Below are 18,661 nucleotides of genomic sequence, written 5' to 3'. Positions count from 1 at the left end.
AGTGATTGTACCTGCACAAGCCACCCTCAATGATGGACAACGCCGCGACCCAGGAACGAATCTTTGCAGCGCTCAGCGATCCTGCCACGCATCCCGGCGCAATGAGGATCGATACGCATGCTGCTTCGGTCTTTCTTGAAGGAACGCGCGCGCTGAAGATCAAGCGGGCTGTCCTCTTTCCGTTTCTCGATTACTCCACGCTCGAAAGGCGAAAGGCGGCGTGCGAGGAGGAGATCAGGATCAACCGGCCCCTGGCGCCGCAAATCTATCAGCGCGTCGTGGCGCTCACGGAGGGACCGGACGGCACGGTGGAGGTCGGAGGGCGTGGCAAGCCTATCGAGTATGCGGTGGAGATGTTCCGCTTCGACGAAAGCCGAACGCTCGATCATCTGGCCAAGGCCGGGCCGCTCGACGCGGACCTCGCGTCGGCGATCGCGGACGCCATCGCTCGTTCGCACGCGATCGCGACGCCTGCGGACGGCAACGCATGGGTCTCCTCGATCCCGGCACTCATCGAGGGAAACACCGCTGGCCTGCGAAATGGAAACCATCTTGCGGCGGCCGAGATCGAGCAACTTGGCAGAGCCTCGGACGAGGCATTTGATCGTATCCGTGTCCTGCTGGGTGAACGTGGCCGTCAAGGCTTCGTGCGCCGCTGCCACGGTGACCTGCATCTTGCCAATATCGTGCTGATCGAACAGCAACCCGTGCTGTTCGATGCCGTCGAATTCGACGCCGCACTCGCAACTGTCGACGTGCTCTACGACCTTGCATTCACGCTGATGGATCTGTTGCGCCACGACCAGCCGCTCGCAGCCAATGCTGTCCTCAATCAATATCTCGCCACAACGCCGCTCGAACATCTCGATGCGCTTCGCGCTCTCCCGCTATTCATGTCAATTCGGGCCGCGATCCGCGCCCAGGTGGCGCTGGCGCGGCTGAATCGGCCTCATTCTGATCGTCCGGGCATTCTCGACGACGCAAGCCGCTATTTCGGCCTGGCCCAGGCACTGATCAATCCTCCAGCGCCTCGTCTGATTGCGGTCGGCGGATTGTCGGGTACCGGGAAGTCGGTGCTGGCCCGTGCGCTCGCGCCGGCCGTGACGCCAGAACCGGGAGCCGTCGTGCTGCGCAGCGACGTCATTCGCAAGCGGCTGTTCGGGGTCAAGGACGCGGACCGCCTGCCGCCATCCACATATCAGCCCGATGTCACGGCGCGGGTTTACGAGACGTTGGCCCAACACGCCCGCCGCGTGCTGAAGCAGGGCCATTCCGCAATTGTCGATGCGGTCTTTGCACGCGAATCCGAGCGCGATGAAGTCGCAGCGCTTGCCCGGGAATGCAATGTCCCCCTGGCCGGACTATTCCTTGTTGCGGACCTCGCGACGCGGCAGGCTCGAATCGGCAGCCGACAGCGGGATGCGTCCGACGCCACGCAAGAGGTTGCCGCGCTGCAAGAGCACTATAATATCGGCCATGTTGGTTGGGCGTGCATCGATGCATCCGGGACACCTGAGCAGACGCTCCAGCGCTGCCGGAGGGCGATCGCCGAGGGCAGGTAAGGCAATCTGATTGGCGCGGGCAAGCACGGCGCGATCCACCACGAGTTCGACGGCGACCGCTGGCACCAGGCCGGCGGCGAAGCGCAATGCCCTGCCCGGTCGTCTCAGCCCCGGCATGGCCTGCGACACGGCCTTTCGGATCATCGCGCGCCGACACCTCGACGCCGTCCTCGCCCAGCATGACGCCACCTGCCGCGGCGATCCTGATGCGCTGCATCAGATACGAATCGCGCTGACGCACTTGCGGACCGCTATTCGCTTCTTCTCGCCCATGGTCGATGACACCGTGCGGCCGAACGTCTGGGCCGAGCTGAAATGGCTGAACAGCCAGCTCGGCCTGGTGCGGGACCTCGACGTCGCGATCGAACGCGTGGTGGCGGCCAGCGGCAACGAGCTCGCGCTGATCGCCGAGCTCCAGTCCTGGGATGAAAAGCGCGCCGAGAGCCACCGCCTCTTGGCGCGGGCGCTGCAATCGGCGCGATATCGACGCCTGATCGAGCAAACCTCCGGCTGGATCGAAAGCGGTCCCTGGTCGACCAGGCGGAGCAAGGAGGCCATCAGGCAACGCCGCGGCGCGCTCGCCGATTACGCGGCGGCACAACTCGCGGATTGGGAGAGGGCACTCCTCAAGAAGGCCCGGAGGCTCGGAAAACTTGGCGTGGAGAAGCGGCACAAACTGCGCATTCTCAACAAACGGATGACTTACTCAATCGAGTCGCTGGAGGACCTGTTCACCGAGAGTTCACTCGCGAGGCAGAAGTCGACCGTCAAGCAACTACGCAAGGCGCAACGATCCCTCGGGCAACTAAATGATGACGCAAGGGGTCAGGCCCTGGCTGATTCATTGAACGGAGCGGGATCCGACGGGGGCGTCCGCTTCCTCGATCGCAAGCGGCACAAGCGACTGCTGCGGACCGCCAAGGCCGCGTACCGAAAGCTGGACAAAGACAAACCTTTCCGCCCGTCGGACCTCGCACGCAGTCCCGAAGCCGACGACTAGATCCACCGGGTGCACGAGAGGAGACGCATCAAGCGTTCAACACACTAGGTCAACGGGATCGCTCGACTTCGTTGGTTTGACCTGAGTCAAATCAAGGCCCCGCGCCTGCACTAGACTTAGCACATCGGAATTCGATCAACTTGCGGAGTTCGCCATGCGCGCCCACCAGATCATGAGCCGGCCGGTCATCTCGGTCACGCCCGACACCAGTATCGTCGAGGCAGCGAACATCATGCTGCAACGGCATGTCAGTGGGCTCACGGTGGTCGACGATGCGGGCAAGCTCGTCGGCATCGTATCGGAGGGGGATTTCATTCGCCGCAGCGAGATCGGCACCGGGCGCAAGCGGCGCGGCTTGCTGCGATTCATCCTCGGCTCCGGCAAATCGGCCAGCGATTTCGTTCAGGAGCATGGTCGCAAGATTTCGGAGGTGATGACCGCCTCGCCCGTGACCATCACCGAAGATACTGCGCTTGCAGAAATCGTCGACCTCATGGAGCGGAACAAGGTCAAGCGCCTGCCGGTGGTCCGCGGCGATGAGCTTGTCGGCATCGTGTCTCGCGCCAACCTGTTGCAGGCGGTGGCCAGCCTCGCGCGCGAGGTGCCGGATCCGACCGCGGACGACGATCACATCCGCAACCGGATCATCGAGGCCATGGAGAAGTACGATTGGTGCCCATTCGGTCTGAACGTCATCGTTCGCGACGGCATCGTTCACCTGAGTGGCGTCATTACCGAAGAACGTGCCCGTCAGGCCGCGATAGTTGCTGCCGAGAACGTCGAAGGGGTGAAGAAGGTGCACGACCATCTCTGCTGGGTCGACACCATGTCAGGCATGTATCTGAACTCGCCCGAGGACGATGGCTTAGCCAAGGCTAGCTGAGCGGCCCTGTGCGATCGGCAAGGACTTAGTGCGATCAGCGCGGAATCACGGCCGTCGCCTCGATTTCGACGCGCGCCGCCTTCTCGACGAGGCGGACGACCTGGACCAGCGCCATCGCCGGATAGTGCGCACCAAAGATCGTCCGGTACACCTGTCCCAGTTCCTTCAGGTTCGCGAGATATTCGTCCATGTCGACCACGTACCAAGTCAGGCGCACGAGGTGTTCGGGCCGCGCGCCGGCTTCGGCGAGAATCTCCGCAATGTTGCGCAGGGTCTGGCGCACCTGCGCGACAAAACCGTCCGCCAGACGCTCCTCCGCATCCCAGCCGATCACCCCGCCGGTGACGACGATGCGGCCATCGGCAGCCATGCCGTTGGCATAGCCCTTCGGCATCGGCCAGCCGGAAGGCTGGAGGATCTGCGCCGTTGAACAGGGCTCGTCTTCAGTGGTGGTCGGCAACACCGCAAGCTGCGGACCTTTCGGAGTCGTCACGGACAATCCTCTATCCTTTTCTCATTCTGCCGCGACGCCCGAGGACGCCGCCGCAGCCTGCGCCAGTTGCCGCAAGGCGAAGCGCTTCAACTTGCCGGTCTCGGTTTTCGGCAACTGCGTCACAAACTCGATCGCGCGCGGATACTTGTAGGGCGCAATCTCGCGCTTGACGTGCTCCTGCAACTCGGACGCAAGCTGCGCGTCCGGGGTCACGCCCGGTGCGGCCACGACATACGCCTTCACGATCATTCCCCGCGCCTCGTCGGGCGCGCCAACCACGCCGCACTCCACCACTGCGGGATGCGTGAGCAGCGCCGCTTCGACATCGGTGCCCGCGATGTTGTAGCCGGCCGACACGATCATGTCGTCGGAGCGCGACTGGTACCAGAAGTAACCGTCGCTATCCATCAGATAGGTATCGCCGGTGATGTTCCAGCCGTTCTGGACATATTTGCGCTGGCGCTCGTCGGCGAGATAGCGGCAGCCGGTCGGCCCCCGAACGGCGAGCCGCCCCATCGTGCCGGGCGGCACGTCATTGCCATCGTCATCGACGATCTTCGCCTCATAACCCGGCACCGGTTTTCCGGTCGCACCGGGGCGGATCTCGTCCTCGGTCGCGCTGATGAAGATGTGCAGCAGCTCGGTCGAGCCGATACCGTCCATCAGCTTGATGCCGGTGGCCTTGAACCAGGCATCAAAAGTCGGCTTGGGCAGCGTCTCGCCGGCCGAGACGCATTTCCGCAAGGAGGAAATGTCGTGGCCCGCGAGCTTGCCGAGCATGGCCCGGTAGGCGGTCGGCGCGGTGAAGCACACCGTGGTCTTGTACTTCTCGATCGCCGACAGCACGTCGTCCGGCGTCGTCTTCTCCAGGACCACGAATGATGCGCCGATGTGCATCGGAAACAGCACGCCGCCGAAACCGAACGTGAATGCAAGTGGCGCCGAGCCGATAAAGCGATCCTTCTGCTCGGCGCGCAAAATATTGCGTGCATAACCATCGCAGACCGCCAGCATATCGCGGTGGAAATGCATGGTGCCCTTGGGGTCGCCGGTTGTCCCCGACGTGAAGGCGATCAGGCAGATATCATCCGCAGCGGTGTCGACCGCCTTAAACTCCGGACTTGCATCCGCGATCAACGCCTCGAGCGAGTCCGCCTCGCCGTTTCCCCAATAGACGACGCGCTGGAGACCAGGTGCCGCCGCCCTCGCCTTCTCCATCTCCTCGGAGAGCTTTCCGTCGCAGAGCGCGAGCGCGATGTCCGCCTTCTGGATCGGATATGACAGCTCCTTGGCGCGCAGCAACGGCATGGTCGCCACGACAATGCCGCCAGCCTTGATCACCGCGAGATAGGTCGCGACCATCATGGGATTGTTGGCCGAGCGCAGCAGCACGCGCCCGCCTGTCACCAGACCAAGCTTGTCCACCAGGACATTGGCGATCCGATTCACGAGTTCCTGGAGCTCACGGTAGCTATAGCTGACGATAGGACTGATGACGCACGGCGCCTCGCCATGACCTTGCTCGATCCAGCGATCGAGGAAATAGCCGACGCAGTTCAATCGCGGCGGATAGTGCAGCTCCGGCCGCGCGAAGATGAATTCGGGCCAGAGATCGCGCGGCGGCAGATGTTGCCGCGCAAATGGATCGACGTGAGCCGTTGCAGCATTGCTGTCACACGAGCCCGACACTTGAACCTTGGCGGCGTTGGCCATCGCACGCTCCTTTCAGCATGGAAAGCACCCGGCAGCACTATCTGGAAAACATTTTAGGCTTAAAATAATTTGGCGCAATAGCGGATTTTGGGCGTCCGACGCTTTTTGCCGCGCCAAATTTGGATTGAGGGGTTTGATCGCCCGAGGGTCTAGGCCCGGCGGCGACCGGCCGATTTCTGCGCCGACGCCTTGGTCTTGGCCAGGAGACGCATCAGCTCGCGCACATCCTTCGGCGTGAGATCGGCGAAGAGATCGGCGATCCAGGTCTCGTGCTCCGCGGCCATTCGGCGAAACTCGGCACGGCCGAGCTTGGTGAGCCGGATCACCTGGACGCGGCGATCCGTGTCAGAGGTGCGACGATCGAGATGGCCGGATTCCACGAGACGCTCGACGAGGCCGGTCACGTTGCCATTGGAAACCATCATGCGCTTGGAGACGTCGGATAGTGTCATACCGTCAGGCGCCTTATCGAGTTGCGCCATCAGATCGAACCGCGGCAGTGTGACATCGAACCGCTGCCGGAGCCGGCCGCGGACCTCGCCCTCGATCAGGGTCGTGCAGGTCAACAGCCGCAGCCACAGCCGGAGCTCTTCGGCATGGTCTTCCGGAAGTTCGACGGCCTTGGTCTCGGAATCGAGCATGTTGGTGCGGTCACTGACGGCTGGCATTGGCGCCGGCGCGGATTCACCCATCATTTTGAGCTTCAAATATATTCATGCCGGCCGCAAGTCCAAACCTGCAACAATCAACCGCACGCGAGATTCTTTAGGCTTCAAATAATTGGCGCGCCGCTTGCATGCGCGCTTTCCCGACGAGGCGCACGACCTGGCCTAGCTTGCCGCGGGCGCCATCATCGGCATAAGCTCGGATCCGAGTACGCGGCTTGTAGCGCAAGCCCTATAGTCAGGGGGACAAATCATGAAGAAGCGATCGACATTTGCCGCAATCGCCTTGCTGCTCGGCATCACGGCGAATCCCGCCCTGGCCCAGGAGAAGATCAAGATCGGCGTGATCCTCACGCTGTCGGGTCCGGCCGCGGCGCTCGGCCAGCAGGTCCGCGACGGCTTTGCGCTCGCGGTCAAGGACCTTGGCGGCAAGATGGGCGGCCGCGATGTCGAGGTGATCGTTGCCGACGACGAACTGAAGCCGGATGCGGCCGTTACCAAGGTCAAGGGACTGCTCGAGCGCGACAAGGTCGACTTCGTCGTCGGACCGATCTTCTCCAACATCCTCCAGGCGATCCACCGCCCCGTCACGGAATCGAAGGTGTTCCTGATCAGCCCCAATGCCGGTCCGTCCAGCTACGCCGGCAAGGAGTGCAGCTCTTTCTTCTATGTGACGTCGTACCAGAACGACCAAGTGCACGAGGTCCTTGGCAAGGTCGCCCAGGATCGCGGCTACAAGCGCGTCTATCTGATGGTGCCGAATTATCAGGCCGGCCGCGACTCGGTCGCCGGCTTCAAGCTCGACTACAAGGGCGAGGTCGTCGAGGAATCCTACATGCCGCTCGGCACGCTCGACTTCCAGCCGGAGCTATCCAAGATCTCCTCGCTCAAGCCGGACGCGCTGTTCACCTTCATGCCCGGGGGCATGGGCGTCAATCTCGTCAAGCAGTATCGCCAAGCCGGCCTTGCCGACACCGTTCCGGTGCTGTCGGCATTCACGGTCGACGAGTCGACGCTGCCGGCGCAGCAGGACGCCGCGGTCGGCATGTTCGGCGGCGCGAACTGGGCACCCAATCTCGACAATCCTCAGAATAAGAAGTTCGTCGCCGCCTATGAGGCCGCCTACAATGGCGTGCCCGGCACCTACGCGTTCCAGGCCTATGACGCCGCGATGCTGATCGACAGCGCCGTCAAGGCGGTGAACGGCGACCTCTCCAAGAAGGACGCCGTCGCGGCTGCCTTGAAGAAGGCCGACTTCACCTCGCTGCGCGGCTCATTCAAGTTCAACACCAACGGTTATCCGATCCAGGATTTCTATCTGACCAAGGTCGCCAAGCGTTCGGACGGTAAGTTCCAAACCGAGATCGTTCAGAAGGTTTTCGAGAACTACGGCGACCGCTATGCCAAGGACTGCAAGCCGGCGAACTAACACGGCGCGAACGAGTTACGGGAGGACAGCAATGAAGAGCGAAATTACCGGCATCACCCGGGCCAATGAGGGAATCCAGGGCATTTCCTGGAACATCCTCGGCCAGACCTATGTGCCGAAGAGCTACGCCGAGCACAGCTTCTCCTGGCATGCGACACTGCCGCCGGGCACGTTCGTGCCGCCACACATTCATCCCGATCAGGATGAGTATCTCTACATGCTGGAAGGAAAGCTCGATTTCGTGCTCGGCAATTCCGAGGCACAGGCGAGCGCCGGCGATCTGATCAGACTCGGCATGGGTGTGCCGCATGGCATCTTCAACAAGTCGGAGCAGACCGCGAAGGTACTGTTCTGGGTCTCGCCGAGCCGGAAGCTCTACGAGCTGTTCTGGGGCCTTCACAACATGAAGGAACAGAAGCCGGAGGATGTGGTGGCGATGGCCGCCGAGTTCAACATCCACTTCCTGCCGCCGCCTCCCGGCGGCTAGAGCATGACCCGGAAAAGTGTGCGGCGGTTTTCCGGCAAAGGTCATCTTCAAACGAACGACCAAGGCGCGATGATGATTCATCGCGCGTTGAGCAGCTCTTAAGCGCGAACCGCGGTAAGGCCGGGCACGGCGGCGAAGCCGGCCTTGGTGGCATAGCCGCGCACGATCGCCTCGCGCTGGGAATAGGTCAGCACGTTGTCGACGTTGTCGAAGCCGTCGGGCGCGAGCTGCTCGACCGCGTCGATGACGCCCTCAGGACCGCCGCGGCGATTGGAGCGGACGATCTCAGCCGTCATCGGCAGGCGCTTCTTCTCGTATTCGACCAGCGCCTGGCGCGGATGCTCGGCGCGCACCAGCGCATCGGCAAGGCAGCGTGCATCGAGGATCGCCTGCGACGCGCCGTTCGAGCCGACCGGGTACATCGGGTGCGCGGCATCGCCGAGCAGCGTGACTCGCCCGGCCGACCAGTAGGGCAAAGGATCGCGGTCGCAGGTCGGATATTCATAGAATTCGGGAGTCGCCGAGATCAGACTTTTCACGTCGATATAAGGCACGGAGAAGCGCGCCACATGCGGCATCAGCTCCTCGCGCCGGCCCGGCCGCGACCAGTCTTCCTTGCGCGGCGGCGGGGCGTTGCCCTCGCCGACCTTCACCAGCACCGCCCAGTTGGTGAGGCGGCTCGCCGGGCTCGAGCCCTCGGCAATCGGATAGATCACGACCTTGGCGTTGAGGCCGCCGGCCACGATCATCGATTTGCCGGTGAGGAAGAGCGGCCAGTCCCGCGCACCACGCCACAACATCAAGCCGTTCCAGCAGGGCGGCCCCTCGTTCGGGAACAGCGTCTCGCGCGCGCGCGAATGGATGCCATCGGCACCGATCAGGATGTCGGCGCGCGCAGTATGGGCGTGCCCGCCCGTCCGATCGAAGAAGTAAGCCGTAACGCCGCCCTCATCCTGCGTGAAAGCGCCGAGGCGGCAACCGGTGTGGATCGATTGCGGACCGAGTCGCTCCTCGACGGCGCGATGGATGACGCCCTGAAGCCGGCCGCGATGGATCGAGAATTGCGGCACATCGTGACCAGCATCGATGCCGCGGGCTTCGCGCCAGACCTCCTGGCCGTGGCGGTTGAGGTAGTAGAGCTGGTCGGTACGGATCGCGACGTCGTCGAGCTTCTGCAGCAGGCCGAGTCCGGCAAGCTCGCGCATGGCATGCGGCAGCGTATTGATGCCAACACCGAGCTCGCGAATCGTATCGGCCTGCTCGAAAATCTCGCAACCGATGCCGCGCGAGCGCAACATCAACGCCGTTGTGAGACCTCCGATACCGCCGCCGACGATAATCGCCTTCATCGCCCTAACTCCACTCGATACACAGGCAATGGGTTAACGTCGCACGGGGGGTCACTCCGCCGCAAGCGGCTTTGTCGCCTCCGCTTTGAGCTCGGCCCGGGTCTTGGGCTTAGCCTTAATTCTCAGCTCCTCGAGATCCTGCCGGTCGCGCACGCTGTTGCGGAATATCTGGTCCTTGCCGGGCAGATATTGCGGTGGGCAGAACGCCCCGTCCGCCCCATACCAGGCCGCCGCCTTCATGGTGAAGAAGGGGTCGACCAGATGCGGCCGGCCGAGCGCCACGAGGTCCGCGCGGCCGGCGGCCAAAATGGTGTTGGCCTGATCCGCGGTCGTGATGTTGCCGACGCACATGGTGGCCACGCGCGCCTCGTTGCGGACCTGGTCGGAAAACGGCGTCTGGAACATGCGCCCGTAGATCGGCTGCGCGTCGCGCACGGTCTGCCCGGTCGAGACGTCAATGAGGTCGACGCCGGCCTCGCCAAACGCGCGCGCGATCGCGACGGCATCGTCGCCGTTGATGCCGCCCTCGGCCCAATCGGTTGCGGAAATACGCACCGACATCGGCTTGTGTGACGGCCATACGGCCCGCAGCGCCTCGAAAACCTCAAGCGGGAAGCGCAGACGGTTGGCGAGCGAGCCGCCATATTCGTCCGTGCGGGTGTTAGTCAGCGGCGAGACGAAGCTCGCAAGCAGATAGCCGTGGGCGCAGTGCAATTCGAGCATGTCGAAGCCGCAGCGCTCGCCGCGTTCGGCGGCCGTGACGAAAGCATCTCTCACAGCATCCATTCCGGCACGATCGAGTTCACGTGGCACCTGACTATCGGGGAAATAAGGCAGCGGCGATGCCGAGAACACCTCCCAGCCGCCCTCCTCCAGAGGCCGATCCATGCCGTCCCACATCAGCTTGGTCGCTCCCTTGCGACCGGCATGTCCGAGTTGCAGGCAGATCTTCGCGGCCGAATTGGCGTGCACGAAATCCACGATGCGCCGCCAGGCCGCCTCCTGCTCGTCGTTCCACAGGCCTGCGCAGCCGGGCGTGATCCGGGCATTGCGGCTGACGCAGATCATCTCCGTGAAGATCAGGCCGGCCCCTCCGATCGCGCGAGATCCGTAGTGCACCAGATGGAAATCGGTCGGAACGCCCTCTTTCGCCGAATACATGCACATCGGCGACATCACGGCGCGATTGGCCACCTCCATCTCGCGCAAGCGGAAGGGCTGGAACAGCGGCACCAGCGGTTTGTCGGTATCGACATCGAAGCCGCTGCCGCGAACCCGCTTGGCAAACGACCTGTCGACCTCGGCGACGAAATCGGGCGCGCGAAGCTTGAGATTGTCATAGGTGATCGCCTTCGAGCGCGTCATCACGCCGAAGGCAAACTGCACAGGATCGAAGTCCCAGAAGCGGTCGACATGCTCGAACCAGACCAGCGAGACGTCGGCGGCGTGCTGCGTCTTCTCCACCTCCTCGCGGCGGCCGCGCTCATAATGCTCGAGCGCGGCCTTGATGTCGGGCGCGGCCTGCATCGCCTCGGCAAGCGCGATCGCGTCTTCCATAGCAAGCTTGGTGCCTGACCCGATCGAAAAATGCGCACTCGCTTTTGCGTCGCCGAGCAGCACCATGTTGTCCCTGACCCAGCGCTTGCTGCGGATCATGGGGAAATTGCGCCACATCGAGCGGTTGGTAAGCAGTTGGTGACCATCGAGGAACCAGCCGAAGATCTCGGCCATTCGCGCGGCGGACTGGGTCTCGTTCAGTCCCTTCAAGCCGGCTCGCTCGAACGTCTTCGGATCGGTTTCGAAGATCCAGGTCGAACGACCGGCTTCATACTGATAGGCGTGGGCGATGAAAGGCCCCCACTCGGTCTCCTGGAAAATGAAGGTGAAGGCGTCGAGCGGCTTGGTCGAGCCCATCCAGGCGAACATGTTGGCGCGAACGTCGATCTCCGGCTGGAAGTGATCGACGTATTTTTCGCGGAAGCGGCTGTTGATGCCATCGGCCAGCAGAATCAGATCGGCGTCGGCGAAGCGGGACTCGTCGTCGATATCGACTTCGAAACGCAGGTTGACGCCGAGCTCGTGCGCCCTCTCCTGGAGGATCAGGAGCAGCTTGCGTCGCGAACAGCCGCAGAAGCCGTTGCCGCCCACCCGGTGCACCGTGCCGCGGAAATGCACGGCGATGTCGTCCCAGTAGGCGAATTCCTGAGTGATGCGGCGATAGCTCGGAAGATCATGCTTCTCGAAATTGTCGAGCGTGGCATCCGAGAACACCACCCCGAAGCCAAAGGTGTCGCCGGAGCGATTGCGCTCATATACGGTGATGTCGGCGCTCGGGCGCTGCTTCTTGAGGAGGATTGCAGCGTAGAGACCCGCAGGTCCGCCACCGATGATCGCGACTTTCATGGGAGCCTCGCCAATCTATCCGGCAATGAAATTATTTTAACCCTAAAATAATTTCTCGCAAGTCCCCGTTGACAGGTTAGTGGCGGGAGCCACCGCCTCAGTCGCCTTTGAAGACCGGTTTGACCTTGTTGGCAAAGGCCTCAAAGGCGCGCTCGAAATCGGCCGTCGTCATGCATAGGGCCTGCGCCACGGCTTCCGCCTCGATCGCCTCCTCCACCGACATCGCCCATTCCATGGCCAGCATCCGCTTGGTCATGGTGTTGCCGAAAGTCGGCCCTTCCGCGATCTGCTTTGCCAGCACCTGCGCCTGCGGCAGCACCTGCTCCGGCGTGACAATGCGGCTGAAAAAACCCCAGCGCTCGCCCTCCTCCGCGGTCATGAACCGGCCCGTGTAGAGCAGTTCGGAAGCGCGGGACTGCCCGATGATCCGCGGCAGGATCGCACAGGCGCCCATGTCGCAGCCGGCAAGGCCAACCTTGTTGAACAGGAACGCCACCTTGGCGCCGGTTGCCGCGAGGCGCATGTCCGACGCCATGGCAATGATCGCGCCGGCACCAGCGCAGATGCCCTCGACCGCGGCGACGATCGGCTGCGGGCAAGCTCGCATCGCCTTGACGAGATCACCGGTCATCCGCGTAAAGGCGGTCAGCCCCTTGGTGTCCATCTTCACCAGCGGCCCGATGATTTCGAACACGTCGCCGCCGGACGAGAAATTGCCGCCAGCACCGGTGACGACGATGGCTTTGACCGCGTCGTCGAGTGCGCACGCGCGGAAGAAATCGGTGAGTTCCCGATAGCTTTCGAAGGTGAGCGGATTTTTCCGCTCGGGACGATTGAGCGTCACGGTCGCAACACCATCGACCGCGGCCAGCAGGAAGTGCTGCGGCGAATAGTCCGCAAGCGGCACGGTCACCGGGTTGGCTGGTCTGCTCATGCGATCTCCTTACATTCCTTGTTCCGCGCCCATGCCGGGCAGGCTAGATCTCACCGCCAGCCACGGCAATTGCCTGCCCGGTAATCGCGCCGGCGCCCTCGCCGCACAACCAGAGCACGGCGTCAGCCACCTCCTGAGGCGTTATCAGCCGCCCCTGCGGGTTGTGGCGCGCGAGCTCGGCGACGGCCTGCTCGCGGCTTCGGCCCGTCTTCTTCATGATGTTCTCTATGCTGCCGGCAACAAGATCAGTGTCGGTGAAGCCGGGACACACTGCATTCACCGTCACGTTGCTGGCAGCCATCTCAAGAGCGAGCGAACGGACAAGTCCGATCACGGCGTGTTTGGCGGCACTGTATGCGCTGACATAGGCATATCCCTTGAGCCCCGCCGTCGATGCAATGGCGATGATGCGGCCATAGGGACGGTCCTTCATTCCGGGCAAGACGCCCCTAATGGCATGAACCACGCCCATGAAATTGACATCCATCATGCGCGCAAAAAGGGCGCTATCCGATTTCGAGAACGGCGCCGACTCCGCGCTGCCGGCGTTGGCGATCAAAATATCGATTGGCTGTCGTGCGCTCGCCTCGGCGATTGCGACTTTTAGCGCAGCTTCATCCGAGACGTCGGCCACGGCTGCAAAATGAGCAGCCCCTGCGCTGATAGCCTCGTCGAGAGTCGCCGCATTCCTCCCAAGCACAGTCACCGTCGCGCCGGCGCCAGCAAGCGTCGCTGCAATGGCGCGACCAATGCCGCGACCGCCACCGGTGACTAGCGCGTGCGACGAATGCGGCAATCCGGACATGCGCTGGCTCCCGGCAGCTAAAGACGACGTCCCGATATATTTTAAACTTCAAGTTTTTGCAACGAACGATGCTCGCCGGCGCGGCTGACACACGGCTCCAATCCGCCCGGCCCGAAAATTGCTTTAAGTATAAAATTATCTCTTTCCATCCCCGACAGGCCTGTTAGCATCGCCATGCCAAGCAAAAGGATGTCGCGTGCCGCAGCCCACGCCGATGATAACGAAAGACGGACGCTTCGCCTATGAAGCTGCGGGTGATGCCGGTGCGATACCCCTGATATTCCTACACGGCATTGGTGGCGCGGCCCGGGCGTGGCGCCATCAACTTACGACATTCGGCGACCGCGTCCGTGCCATCGCATGGGACATGCCGGGCTATGGCGGATCGGCGCCGCTTACCAGCGTCAGCATCGCTGCCCTGGCGGAGGCTCTCGAGCAGTTCATCGCACAGATCGATGCGACAAATCCTGTTCTCGTCGGGCATTCGATCGGCGGCATGATCGTGCAGAAATTGCTGGCCCAGTCGCCTCGACTGCCGCGCGCCGTCGTACTTGCGCAGACCAGCCCTGCCTTCGGCAAGGCCGATGGCGATTGGCAGACATCGTTCATCGCAGCGCGGCTCGGGCCGCTCGATCGCGGTGAGACGATGAGGTCGTTGGCGCCCTCGCTGGTGCGAGAGCTTGTGGGCGACGAGCCGGACCCGAAAGGGATGGAGCTCGCACGGGAGTGCATGGCGAGCGTGCCGGAGGCGAGCTATCGCGCCATGATGCTGGCCTTGATCGGCTTCGATCAGCGCAGCACGCTTAAGGATGTTTCCGTACCGACGCTGCTGCTGTCAGGCTCCAAGGACAACAACGCGCCGGCGCCTATGATGGCAAAAATGGCGACCTACATTCCGGCGGCCGAATACGTCGAGTTGGCCGGCGTCGGCCATCTCGCCAATCTCGAGCGCCCCGATGCATTCGATAAAGCTCTTGGAGGGTTCCTAGAGTCTGTCGTGACCACACCACAGGTGACTGCACAATGACCATGCAAGTCAGCAAGACCATTGGCACGACCGACAAGGTCGCGCTGGATGCGCCGATCTTCGATCCTGCCGCATTCCGCTTGAGCGACGAGCAGGCCCGTATCATCGCGCGGGCACGCGACATCGGGCAGACCGTGTTCGCGGGTCGCGCCGCCGCCTATGATCGCGAGGCTACGTTCCCGACCGAGAACTATCGCGACCTGCATCGCGCCGGCCTGCTCGGCATCGCCATTCCCAAGAAGCATGGCGGACTTGGCGCGAATTACCAGACCTATGCCTTAGCCGCGGCCGAGATCGGCCGCTATTGCGGCGCAACCGCACTCACCTGGAACATGCATGTCTGCTCGACCCTATGGTCGGGCCCGCTCGCCGACGATCTCGACATGGACGCAGCGACTCGCGCGGAGCATGAGCGCCGGCGCGCCATCCACTACAAGCGCATCGTCGAGGACGGCGCGATCTACTCGCAGCCCTTCTCCGAGGGCGGCGCTGCGGCCGCAGGCGGCGTTGCCTTTGGTACGGAAGCGAGGCCGGTTAGCGGCGGCTGGATCATCAACGGCAAGAAGATCTTTGCGTCGCTCTCCGGCCATGCCGACTATTACGGCGTGCTCTGCACCGAAATCGAGGAAGGCGAGAAAGCTTCGCGCCGCAACACCCTTTACCTTGCCGTCCCCGCGAAATCGCAGGGCGTTTCCGTCGTGGGTGACTGGGATCCGCTCGGCATGCGCGGAACCGTCTCACGGACGCTCCTGTTCAAGGACGTATTCGTGCCGGAAGACGCAGCCCTGATGCCGCGCGGCGTCTACTTTCAGGCCGCGATGCGCTGGCCGCACATGTTCCTGACCTTGTCTCCGACCTATATGGGCCTCGCGCAGGCGGCCTATGATTTCACGGTGCGCTATCTGCGCGGCGAAGTGCCGGGCATGCCACCGGTGAAGCGCAGGATGTATCCGACCAAGCAGATCGCCGTCGCACAGATGCAGATCAAGCTCGAGCAGATCAAGGCCGTTTGGTTCCAGGCGGTCACGGAGGCCCGTGCCAATCCGAGCAAAGAACAGGTATTGCGCGCCTATGCGGCGCAATATTCAGTGATGGAGGGCGCCAATGAGCTCGCAGCCCTCGCGATCCGCACCTGCGGCGGCCAGGCCATGCTCCGATCGCTGCCGCTGGAGCGCATCTATCGCGACAGCCGCTGTGGTTCACTGATGCTGCCCTGGACAGCCGAGCTCTGCCTCGACCGTATCGGCCGCGAGGCGCTGTACGAGACCGGCGAAACGGACGATTGACGGTGGACCTCTTTAGTCTGATCGAACGCAACGCGGCATTTGCGCCAGACAAGACCGCCATCGCCTTCGAAGGGGAGAGGCTGAGCTATGCGGCGTTCGCCGCGCGTATCGACCGCACCGCCAACGCATTGAAGAGGGAGCTCGGCGTCGGTCGAGGCGACCGCGTCGCGATCCTGAGCCTGAACCGGCCCGACTATCTCGTTCTGCTCTACGCCTGTGCACGGCTCGGCGCGATGCTGGTGCCATTGAACTGGCGACTGGCCGTCGCCGAGCAGCTCTTTATTCTCGGCGATGCTGGCGCCAAGGTTCTGGTGCTCGAGCAGGCTTTTGACGGCGTTATTCCCGAACTTGAGCACGCTTCGCCGGGAATGGCCGTCATCGGATTCGACTTCGTGCCGCCCCGTGGGGAAACATTCGAAAATCTGTTGGCATCCTGCGACGGCAGCGGACGCAACTCGCATACCGATCTCTCCTGCCCCCTGCTCATCGTGTACACGTCGGGGACGACGGGACGGCCAAAGGGCGCCGTGCTGCGCCAGGAGGCGCTGTTCTGGAACGGCGTCATGAGCCAGCACATGCACAACATGACGTCAGACGATCACGTGCTGACCGTGCTGCCTTTCTTCCACGTCGGCGGGCTCAACATCCAGACCACGCCCGCGCTTCATCTGGGCGCAACCGTCACGATCCATGCGCGTTTCACGCCGGATACGGCACTCGCTGCCATCGCGCACGATCGGCCGACGCTGACGGTAATGGTCCCGGCGATCATTCAGGCGGTGAGCGATCATCCCGCTTGGGCCGCGACCGAACTGTCGTCACTGAAGGCCGTCGCGACCGGATCGACTATCGTGCCGCCCCATCTGATCGATCGGTTCGTTGCACGTGGCGTTCCCGTGCTTCAGGTCTACGGTTCGACAGAAACCTGCCCCATTGCGGTCTACACGCGGCTTGGCGGCGATCTTTCGCGCACGGGATCGACCGGTCTTGCAGGCCTTTGCTGCGAAGCCAGGGTGATCGATCAGGCGGGTGCCGAGGTGCCGCCGGGCACACCGGGTGAAATCGCGGTGCGCGGTCCCAACGTGTTCTTCGAATATTGGGGAAACGCGGACGCCACCCGGGAGGCGTTGCACGGGGGCTGGTATCGCACTGGCGATATCGGTCTGAGCGACGCGGAGGGCTATCTCTGGGTCCGCGACCGCAAGAAGAATATGATCATTTCCGGCGGCGAGAACGTCTATCCAGCCGAGGTCGAACGGGTCTTGCTGGAGCATCCCGACGTCAGCGAATGTGCCGTGATCGGCCGGCCGGACCGGCGCTGGGACGAGGTGCCGGTTGCCTATGTGATCCGACGAGCCGGCTGTCGGCTCGAGGCGGACGAATTGAGAGCGCACGTTCAGGCGCAACTCGCCCGCTACAAGGTTCCGCGCGATATTATTTTCGTCCCGGACCTGCCGCGCACAGCTCTGGGCAAGGTCCAGCATTTCCTGCTGAAGCAGCTTGATGCGCAGTCGCGCGCGCAAGGAGAAGCATCTTGAAAATTGCGGTGCTGGGCGGCGGCAATGGCTCTTTCGCAGCCGCAGGCGACTTTGCGCTATCGGGTCATGAAGTGCGGCTCTGGCGTCGCGACGCGGATCAAGTCGCAGCACACCGCGCCACCGGGTCCCGCATCCTGGTGCAGGACCACAACGGCCGCCACGACGTCAAACTTGCGCTGGTGACGACCGACATCGCCAAGGTCGTCGGCGGCGCCGAACTGGTCCTGTGCCCTGCCCCCGCCTTCGCGCAGCCGGACATCGCCCGTCTGCTCGCTCCGCACCTGGAAGACGACCAGGTCGTGTTTTTGCCGCCGGCCACATTCGGCTCGATGATCTTCGCCCAGGCCGCACGAGATGCCGGCAACCGCGCTAGGGTGAGCTTTGCCGAGACCGGCACACTGCCCTGGTTGACCCGCAAACACGGGCCCTTCGAGGTCGCGATCACGATCCGCGCCAAGCGGCTGCCGGTCGGCGTGTTTCCGCTCGATCAGGCGCCACATGCGCTCCAGGTGATTGGCCGAGCCTTTCCTAGTGTGATCGAGGGGTGCGGAGATGCGCTCTCCGGCGCGCTGATGAATGCAGGCCCCATCATCCATCCGCCGCTGATCGTAATGAATGCAGGTCCGATCGAGCATTTCGACCGTTGGGACATCCACAAGGAAGGCACGCAAGGCTCGATCCGGCGGGTCACCGATGCTCTCGATGCAGAGCGAATTGCGGTGCGGGAAGCGCTCGGATATAGCGCCCCGCATTTCCCGCTTGCGCATCACTACGCCAAGGAAGGCGAGATCTGGATGTATGGCCGCGGCTCGCATGACCGCCTGACCGATTCCGGCGACTGGCGCGAACGGATCGTGCTGACCGACCATCGCTACATGCGCGAGGATCTGCGGCTCGGCCTTTCGCTATTGGTTTCCGTCGCGGAATTGGCAGGTGTGGCCACGCCGCTTGCTCAAGCCTTTCTCGCGATGGGAGGCTCGATTTGTGGCGAAGATTTTGCGAAGGGCGGCCGTACTCTCGAAGCCTTGGGCCTCGGCAGTCTGAGCAAAGCCCAATTGCAAGAGCTTCTTCGTAGGGGATTCTGACC

Annotated in this window: 16 protein-coding genes; 9 read left to right on the top strand and 7 right to left on the bottom strand. The window is 63.1% G+C overall.

Annotated elements, in window-relative coordinates; translation table 11 throughout:
- The first annotated feature begins 29 nt into the window (after positions 1–29).
- The 3 genes from MTX21_RS38380 to MTX21_RS38370 all read left to right on the top strand — a co-directional run bounded on the left by MTX21_RS38380 (position 30) and on the right by MTX21_RS38370 (position 3,445).
- Positions 30–1,562: a bifunctional aminoglycoside phosphotransferase/ATP-binding protein gene (locus tag MTX21_RS38380; protein WP_280969617.1), complete on the top strand. Its 1,533-nt coding sequence runs from the start codon at positions 30–32 to the stop codon at positions 1,560–1,562.
- Positions 1,563–1,572: 10 nt separating this feature from the next.
- The gene (locus MTX21_RS38375; protein ID WP_280969616.1) at positions 1,573–2,562 is read left to right on the top strand and encodes a CHAD domain-containing protein; all 990 of its coding nucleotides are present in this window, start codon (positions 1,573–1,575) and stop codon (positions 2,560–2,562) included.
- A gap of 154 nt (positions 2,563–2,716) precedes the next feature.
- The gene (locus MTX21_RS38370) at positions 2,717–3,445 is read left to right on the top strand and encodes a CBS domain-containing protein (protein ID WP_280969615.1); all 729 of its coding nucleotides are present in this window, start codon (positions 2,717–2,719) and stop codon (positions 3,443–3,445) included.
- 34 nt (positions 3,446–3,479) lie between these two features.
- Here MTX21_RS38370 and MTX21_RS38365 read toward each other — a convergent pair whose 3' ends face one another.
- From MTX21_RS38365 to MTX21_RS38355, 3 genes are all read right to left on the bottom strand, one after another.
- On the bottom strand, positions 3,480–3,938 hold the full coding sequence (locus tag MTX21_RS38365) for a RidA family protein (protein ID WP_280969614.1): 459 nt from the start codon (positions 3,936–3,938) through the stop codon (positions 3,480–3,482).
- 21 nt (positions 3,939–3,959) lie between these two features.
- Positions 3,960–5,651 carry a benzoate-CoA ligase family protein gene (locus MTX21_RS38360; protein ID WP_280969613.1) on the bottom strand — a complete coding sequence of 564 codons (1,692 nt, stop codon included), beginning with the start codon at positions 5,649–5,651 and terminating at the stop codon, positions 3,960–3,962.
- A gap of 149 nt (positions 5,652–5,800) precedes the next feature.
- Complete coding sequence (locus MTX21_RS38355; protein ID WP_280970922.1) at positions 5,801–6,319, bottom strand: MarR family transcriptional regulator; 519 nt, start codon at positions 6,317–6,319, stop codon at positions 5,801–5,803.
- Positions 6,320–6,569: 250 nt separating this feature from the next.
- On the opposite strand from MTX21_RS38355, the gene MTX21_RS38350 reads away from it, so the two are divergent.
- Both MTX21_RS38350 and MTX21_RS38345 read left to right on the top strand, forming a co-directional pair.
- Positions 6,570–7,745, top strand: coding sequence for an ABC transporter substrate-binding protein (locus tag MTX21_RS38350; protein WP_280969612.1), 1,176 nt, complete (start codon positions 6,570–6,572; stop codon positions 7,743–7,745).
- A 31-nt stretch (positions 7,746–7,776) separates the two neighbouring features.
- The gene (locus tag MTX21_RS38345; protein WP_280969611.1) at positions 7,777–8,232 is read left to right on the top strand and encodes a cupin domain-containing protein; all 456 of its coding nucleotides are present in this window, start codon (positions 7,777–7,779) and stop codon (positions 8,230–8,232) included.
- Positions 8,233–8,330: 98 nt separating this feature from the next.
- On the opposite strand, the gene MTX21_RS38340 is transcribed toward MTX21_RS38345, so the two are convergent.
- From MTX21_RS38340 to MTX21_RS38325, 4 genes are all read right to left on the bottom strand, one after another.
- Complete coding sequence (locus MTX21_RS38340) at positions 8,331–9,581, bottom strand: flavin-dependent oxidoreductase (protein WP_280969610.1); 1,251 nt, start codon at positions 9,579–9,581, stop codon at positions 8,331–8,333.
- Positions 9,582–9,632: 51 nt separating this feature from the next.
- The gene (locus MTX21_RS38335; RefSeq protein ID WP_280969609.1) at positions 9,633–11,984 is read right to left on the bottom strand and encodes a bifunctional salicylyl-CoA 5-hydroxylase/oxidoreductase; all 2,352 of its coding nucleotides are present in this window, start codon (positions 11,982–11,984) and stop codon (positions 9,633–9,635) included.
- A 97-nt stretch (positions 11,985–12,081) separates the two neighbouring features.
- Positions 12,082–12,918, bottom strand: a complete 837-nt coding sequence (locus MTX21_RS38330) for an enoyl-CoA hydratase family protein (RefSeq protein WP_280969608.1) — start codon at positions 12,916–12,918, stop codon at positions 12,082–12,084.
- A gap of 43 nt (positions 12,919–12,961) precedes the next feature.
- Positions 12,962–13,723: an SDR family oxidoreductase gene (locus MTX21_RS38325; protein ID WP_280969607.1), complete on the bottom strand. Its 762-nt coding sequence runs from the start codon at positions 13,721–13,723 to the stop codon at positions 12,962–12,964.
- Positions 13,724–13,937: 214 nt separating this feature from the next.
- Between MTX21_RS38325 and MTX21_RS38320 the strand changes: the two genes are divergently transcribed.
- From MTX21_RS38320 to MTX21_RS38305, 4 genes are read left to right on the top strand one after another with little or no spacing between them, the layout of a single operon-like run.
- A complete protein-coding gene (locus tag MTX21_RS38320) occupies positions 13,938–14,750 on the top strand; it encodes an alpha/beta hydrolase (protein WP_280969606.1) in 813 nt (270 codons plus the stop codon).
- A complete protein-coding gene (locus MTX21_RS38315; protein ID WP_280969605.1) occupies positions 14,747–16,036 on the top strand; it encodes an acyl-CoA dehydrogenase family protein in 1,290 nt (429 codons plus the stop codon). Before MTX21_RS38320 ends, MTX21_RS38315 begins: the two co-directional genes overlap by 4 nt.
- 2 nt (positions 16,037–16,038) lie before the next feature.
- Complete coding sequence (locus tag MTX21_RS38310; protein ID WP_280969604.1) at positions 16,039–17,574, top strand: long-chain fatty acid--CoA ligase; 1,536 nt, start codon at positions 16,039–16,041, stop codon at positions 17,572–17,574.
- Positions 17,571–18,659 carry an NAD/NADP-dependent octopine/nopaline dehydrogenase family protein gene (locus MTX21_RS38305; protein ID WP_280969603.1) on the top strand — a complete coding sequence of 363 codons (1,089 nt, stop codon included), beginning with the start codon at positions 17,571–17,573 and terminating at the stop codon, positions 18,657–18,659. The genes MTX21_RS38310 and MTX21_RS38305 overlap by 4 nt, the downstream gene beginning before the upstream one ends.
- Positions 18,660–18,661 lie beyond the last annotated feature (2 nt).

The organism is Bradyrhizobium sp. ISRA430, from assembly GCF_029909975.1.
Taxonomy (GTDB): domain Bacteria; phylum Pseudomonadota; class Alphaproteobacteria; order Rhizobiales; family Xanthobacteraceae; genus Bradyrhizobium.
Note: the sequence above shows the minus strand (reverse complement) of the source record. Positions and strands in the feature narration are given on the sequence as shown.

Bases quoted from the DNA above. Each gene is read 5' to 3' on its own strand.
- MTX21_RS38380 (WP_280969617.1), top strand. From the start codon at position 30: ATGATGGACAACGCCGCGACCCAGGAACGAATCTTTGCAGCGCTCAGC.
- MTX21_RS38370 (WP_280969615.1), top strand. From the start codon at position 2,717: ATGCGCGCCCACCAGATCATGAGCCGGCCGGTCATCTCGGTCACGCCC.
- MTX21_RS38360 (WP_280969613.1), bottom strand. From the start codon at position 5,651: ATGGCCAACGCCGCCAAGGTTCAAGTGTCGGGCTCGTGTGACAGCAAT.
- MTX21_RS38355 (WP_280970922.1), bottom strand. From the start codon at position 6,319: ATGCCAGCCGTCAGTGACCGCACCAACATGCTCGATTCCGAGACCAAG.
- MTX21_RS38350 (WP_280969612.1), top strand. From the start codon at position 6,570: ATGAAGAAGCGATCGACATTTGCCGCAATCGCCTTGCTGCTCGGCATC.
- MTX21_RS38345 (WP_280969611.1), top strand. From the start codon at position 7,777: ATGAAGAGCGAAATTACCGGCATCACCCGGGCCAATGAGGGAATCCAG.
- MTX21_RS38340 (WP_280969610.1), bottom strand. From the start codon at position 9,581: ATGAAGGCGATTATCGTCGGCGGCGGTATCGGAGGTCTCACAACGGCG.
- MTX21_RS38335 (WP_280969609.1), bottom strand. From the start codon at position 11,984: ATGAAAGTCGCGATCATCGGTGGCGGACCTGCGGGTCTCTACGCTGCA.
- MTX21_RS38330 (WP_280969608.1), bottom strand. From the start codon at position 12,918: ATGAGCAGACCAGCCAACCCGGTGACCGTGCCGCTTGCGGACTATTCG.
- MTX21_RS38325 (WP_280969607.1), bottom strand. From the start codon at position 13,723: ATGTCCGGATTGCCGCATTCGTCGCACGCGCTAGTCACCGGTGGCGGT.
- MTX21_RS38320 (WP_280969606.1), top strand. From the start codon at position 13,938: ATGATAACGAAAGACGGACGCTTCGCCTATGAAGCTGCGGGTGATGCC.
- MTX21_RS38315 (WP_280969605.1), top strand. From the start codon at position 14,747: ATGACCATGCAAGTCAGCAAGACCATTGGCACGACCGACAAGGTCGCG.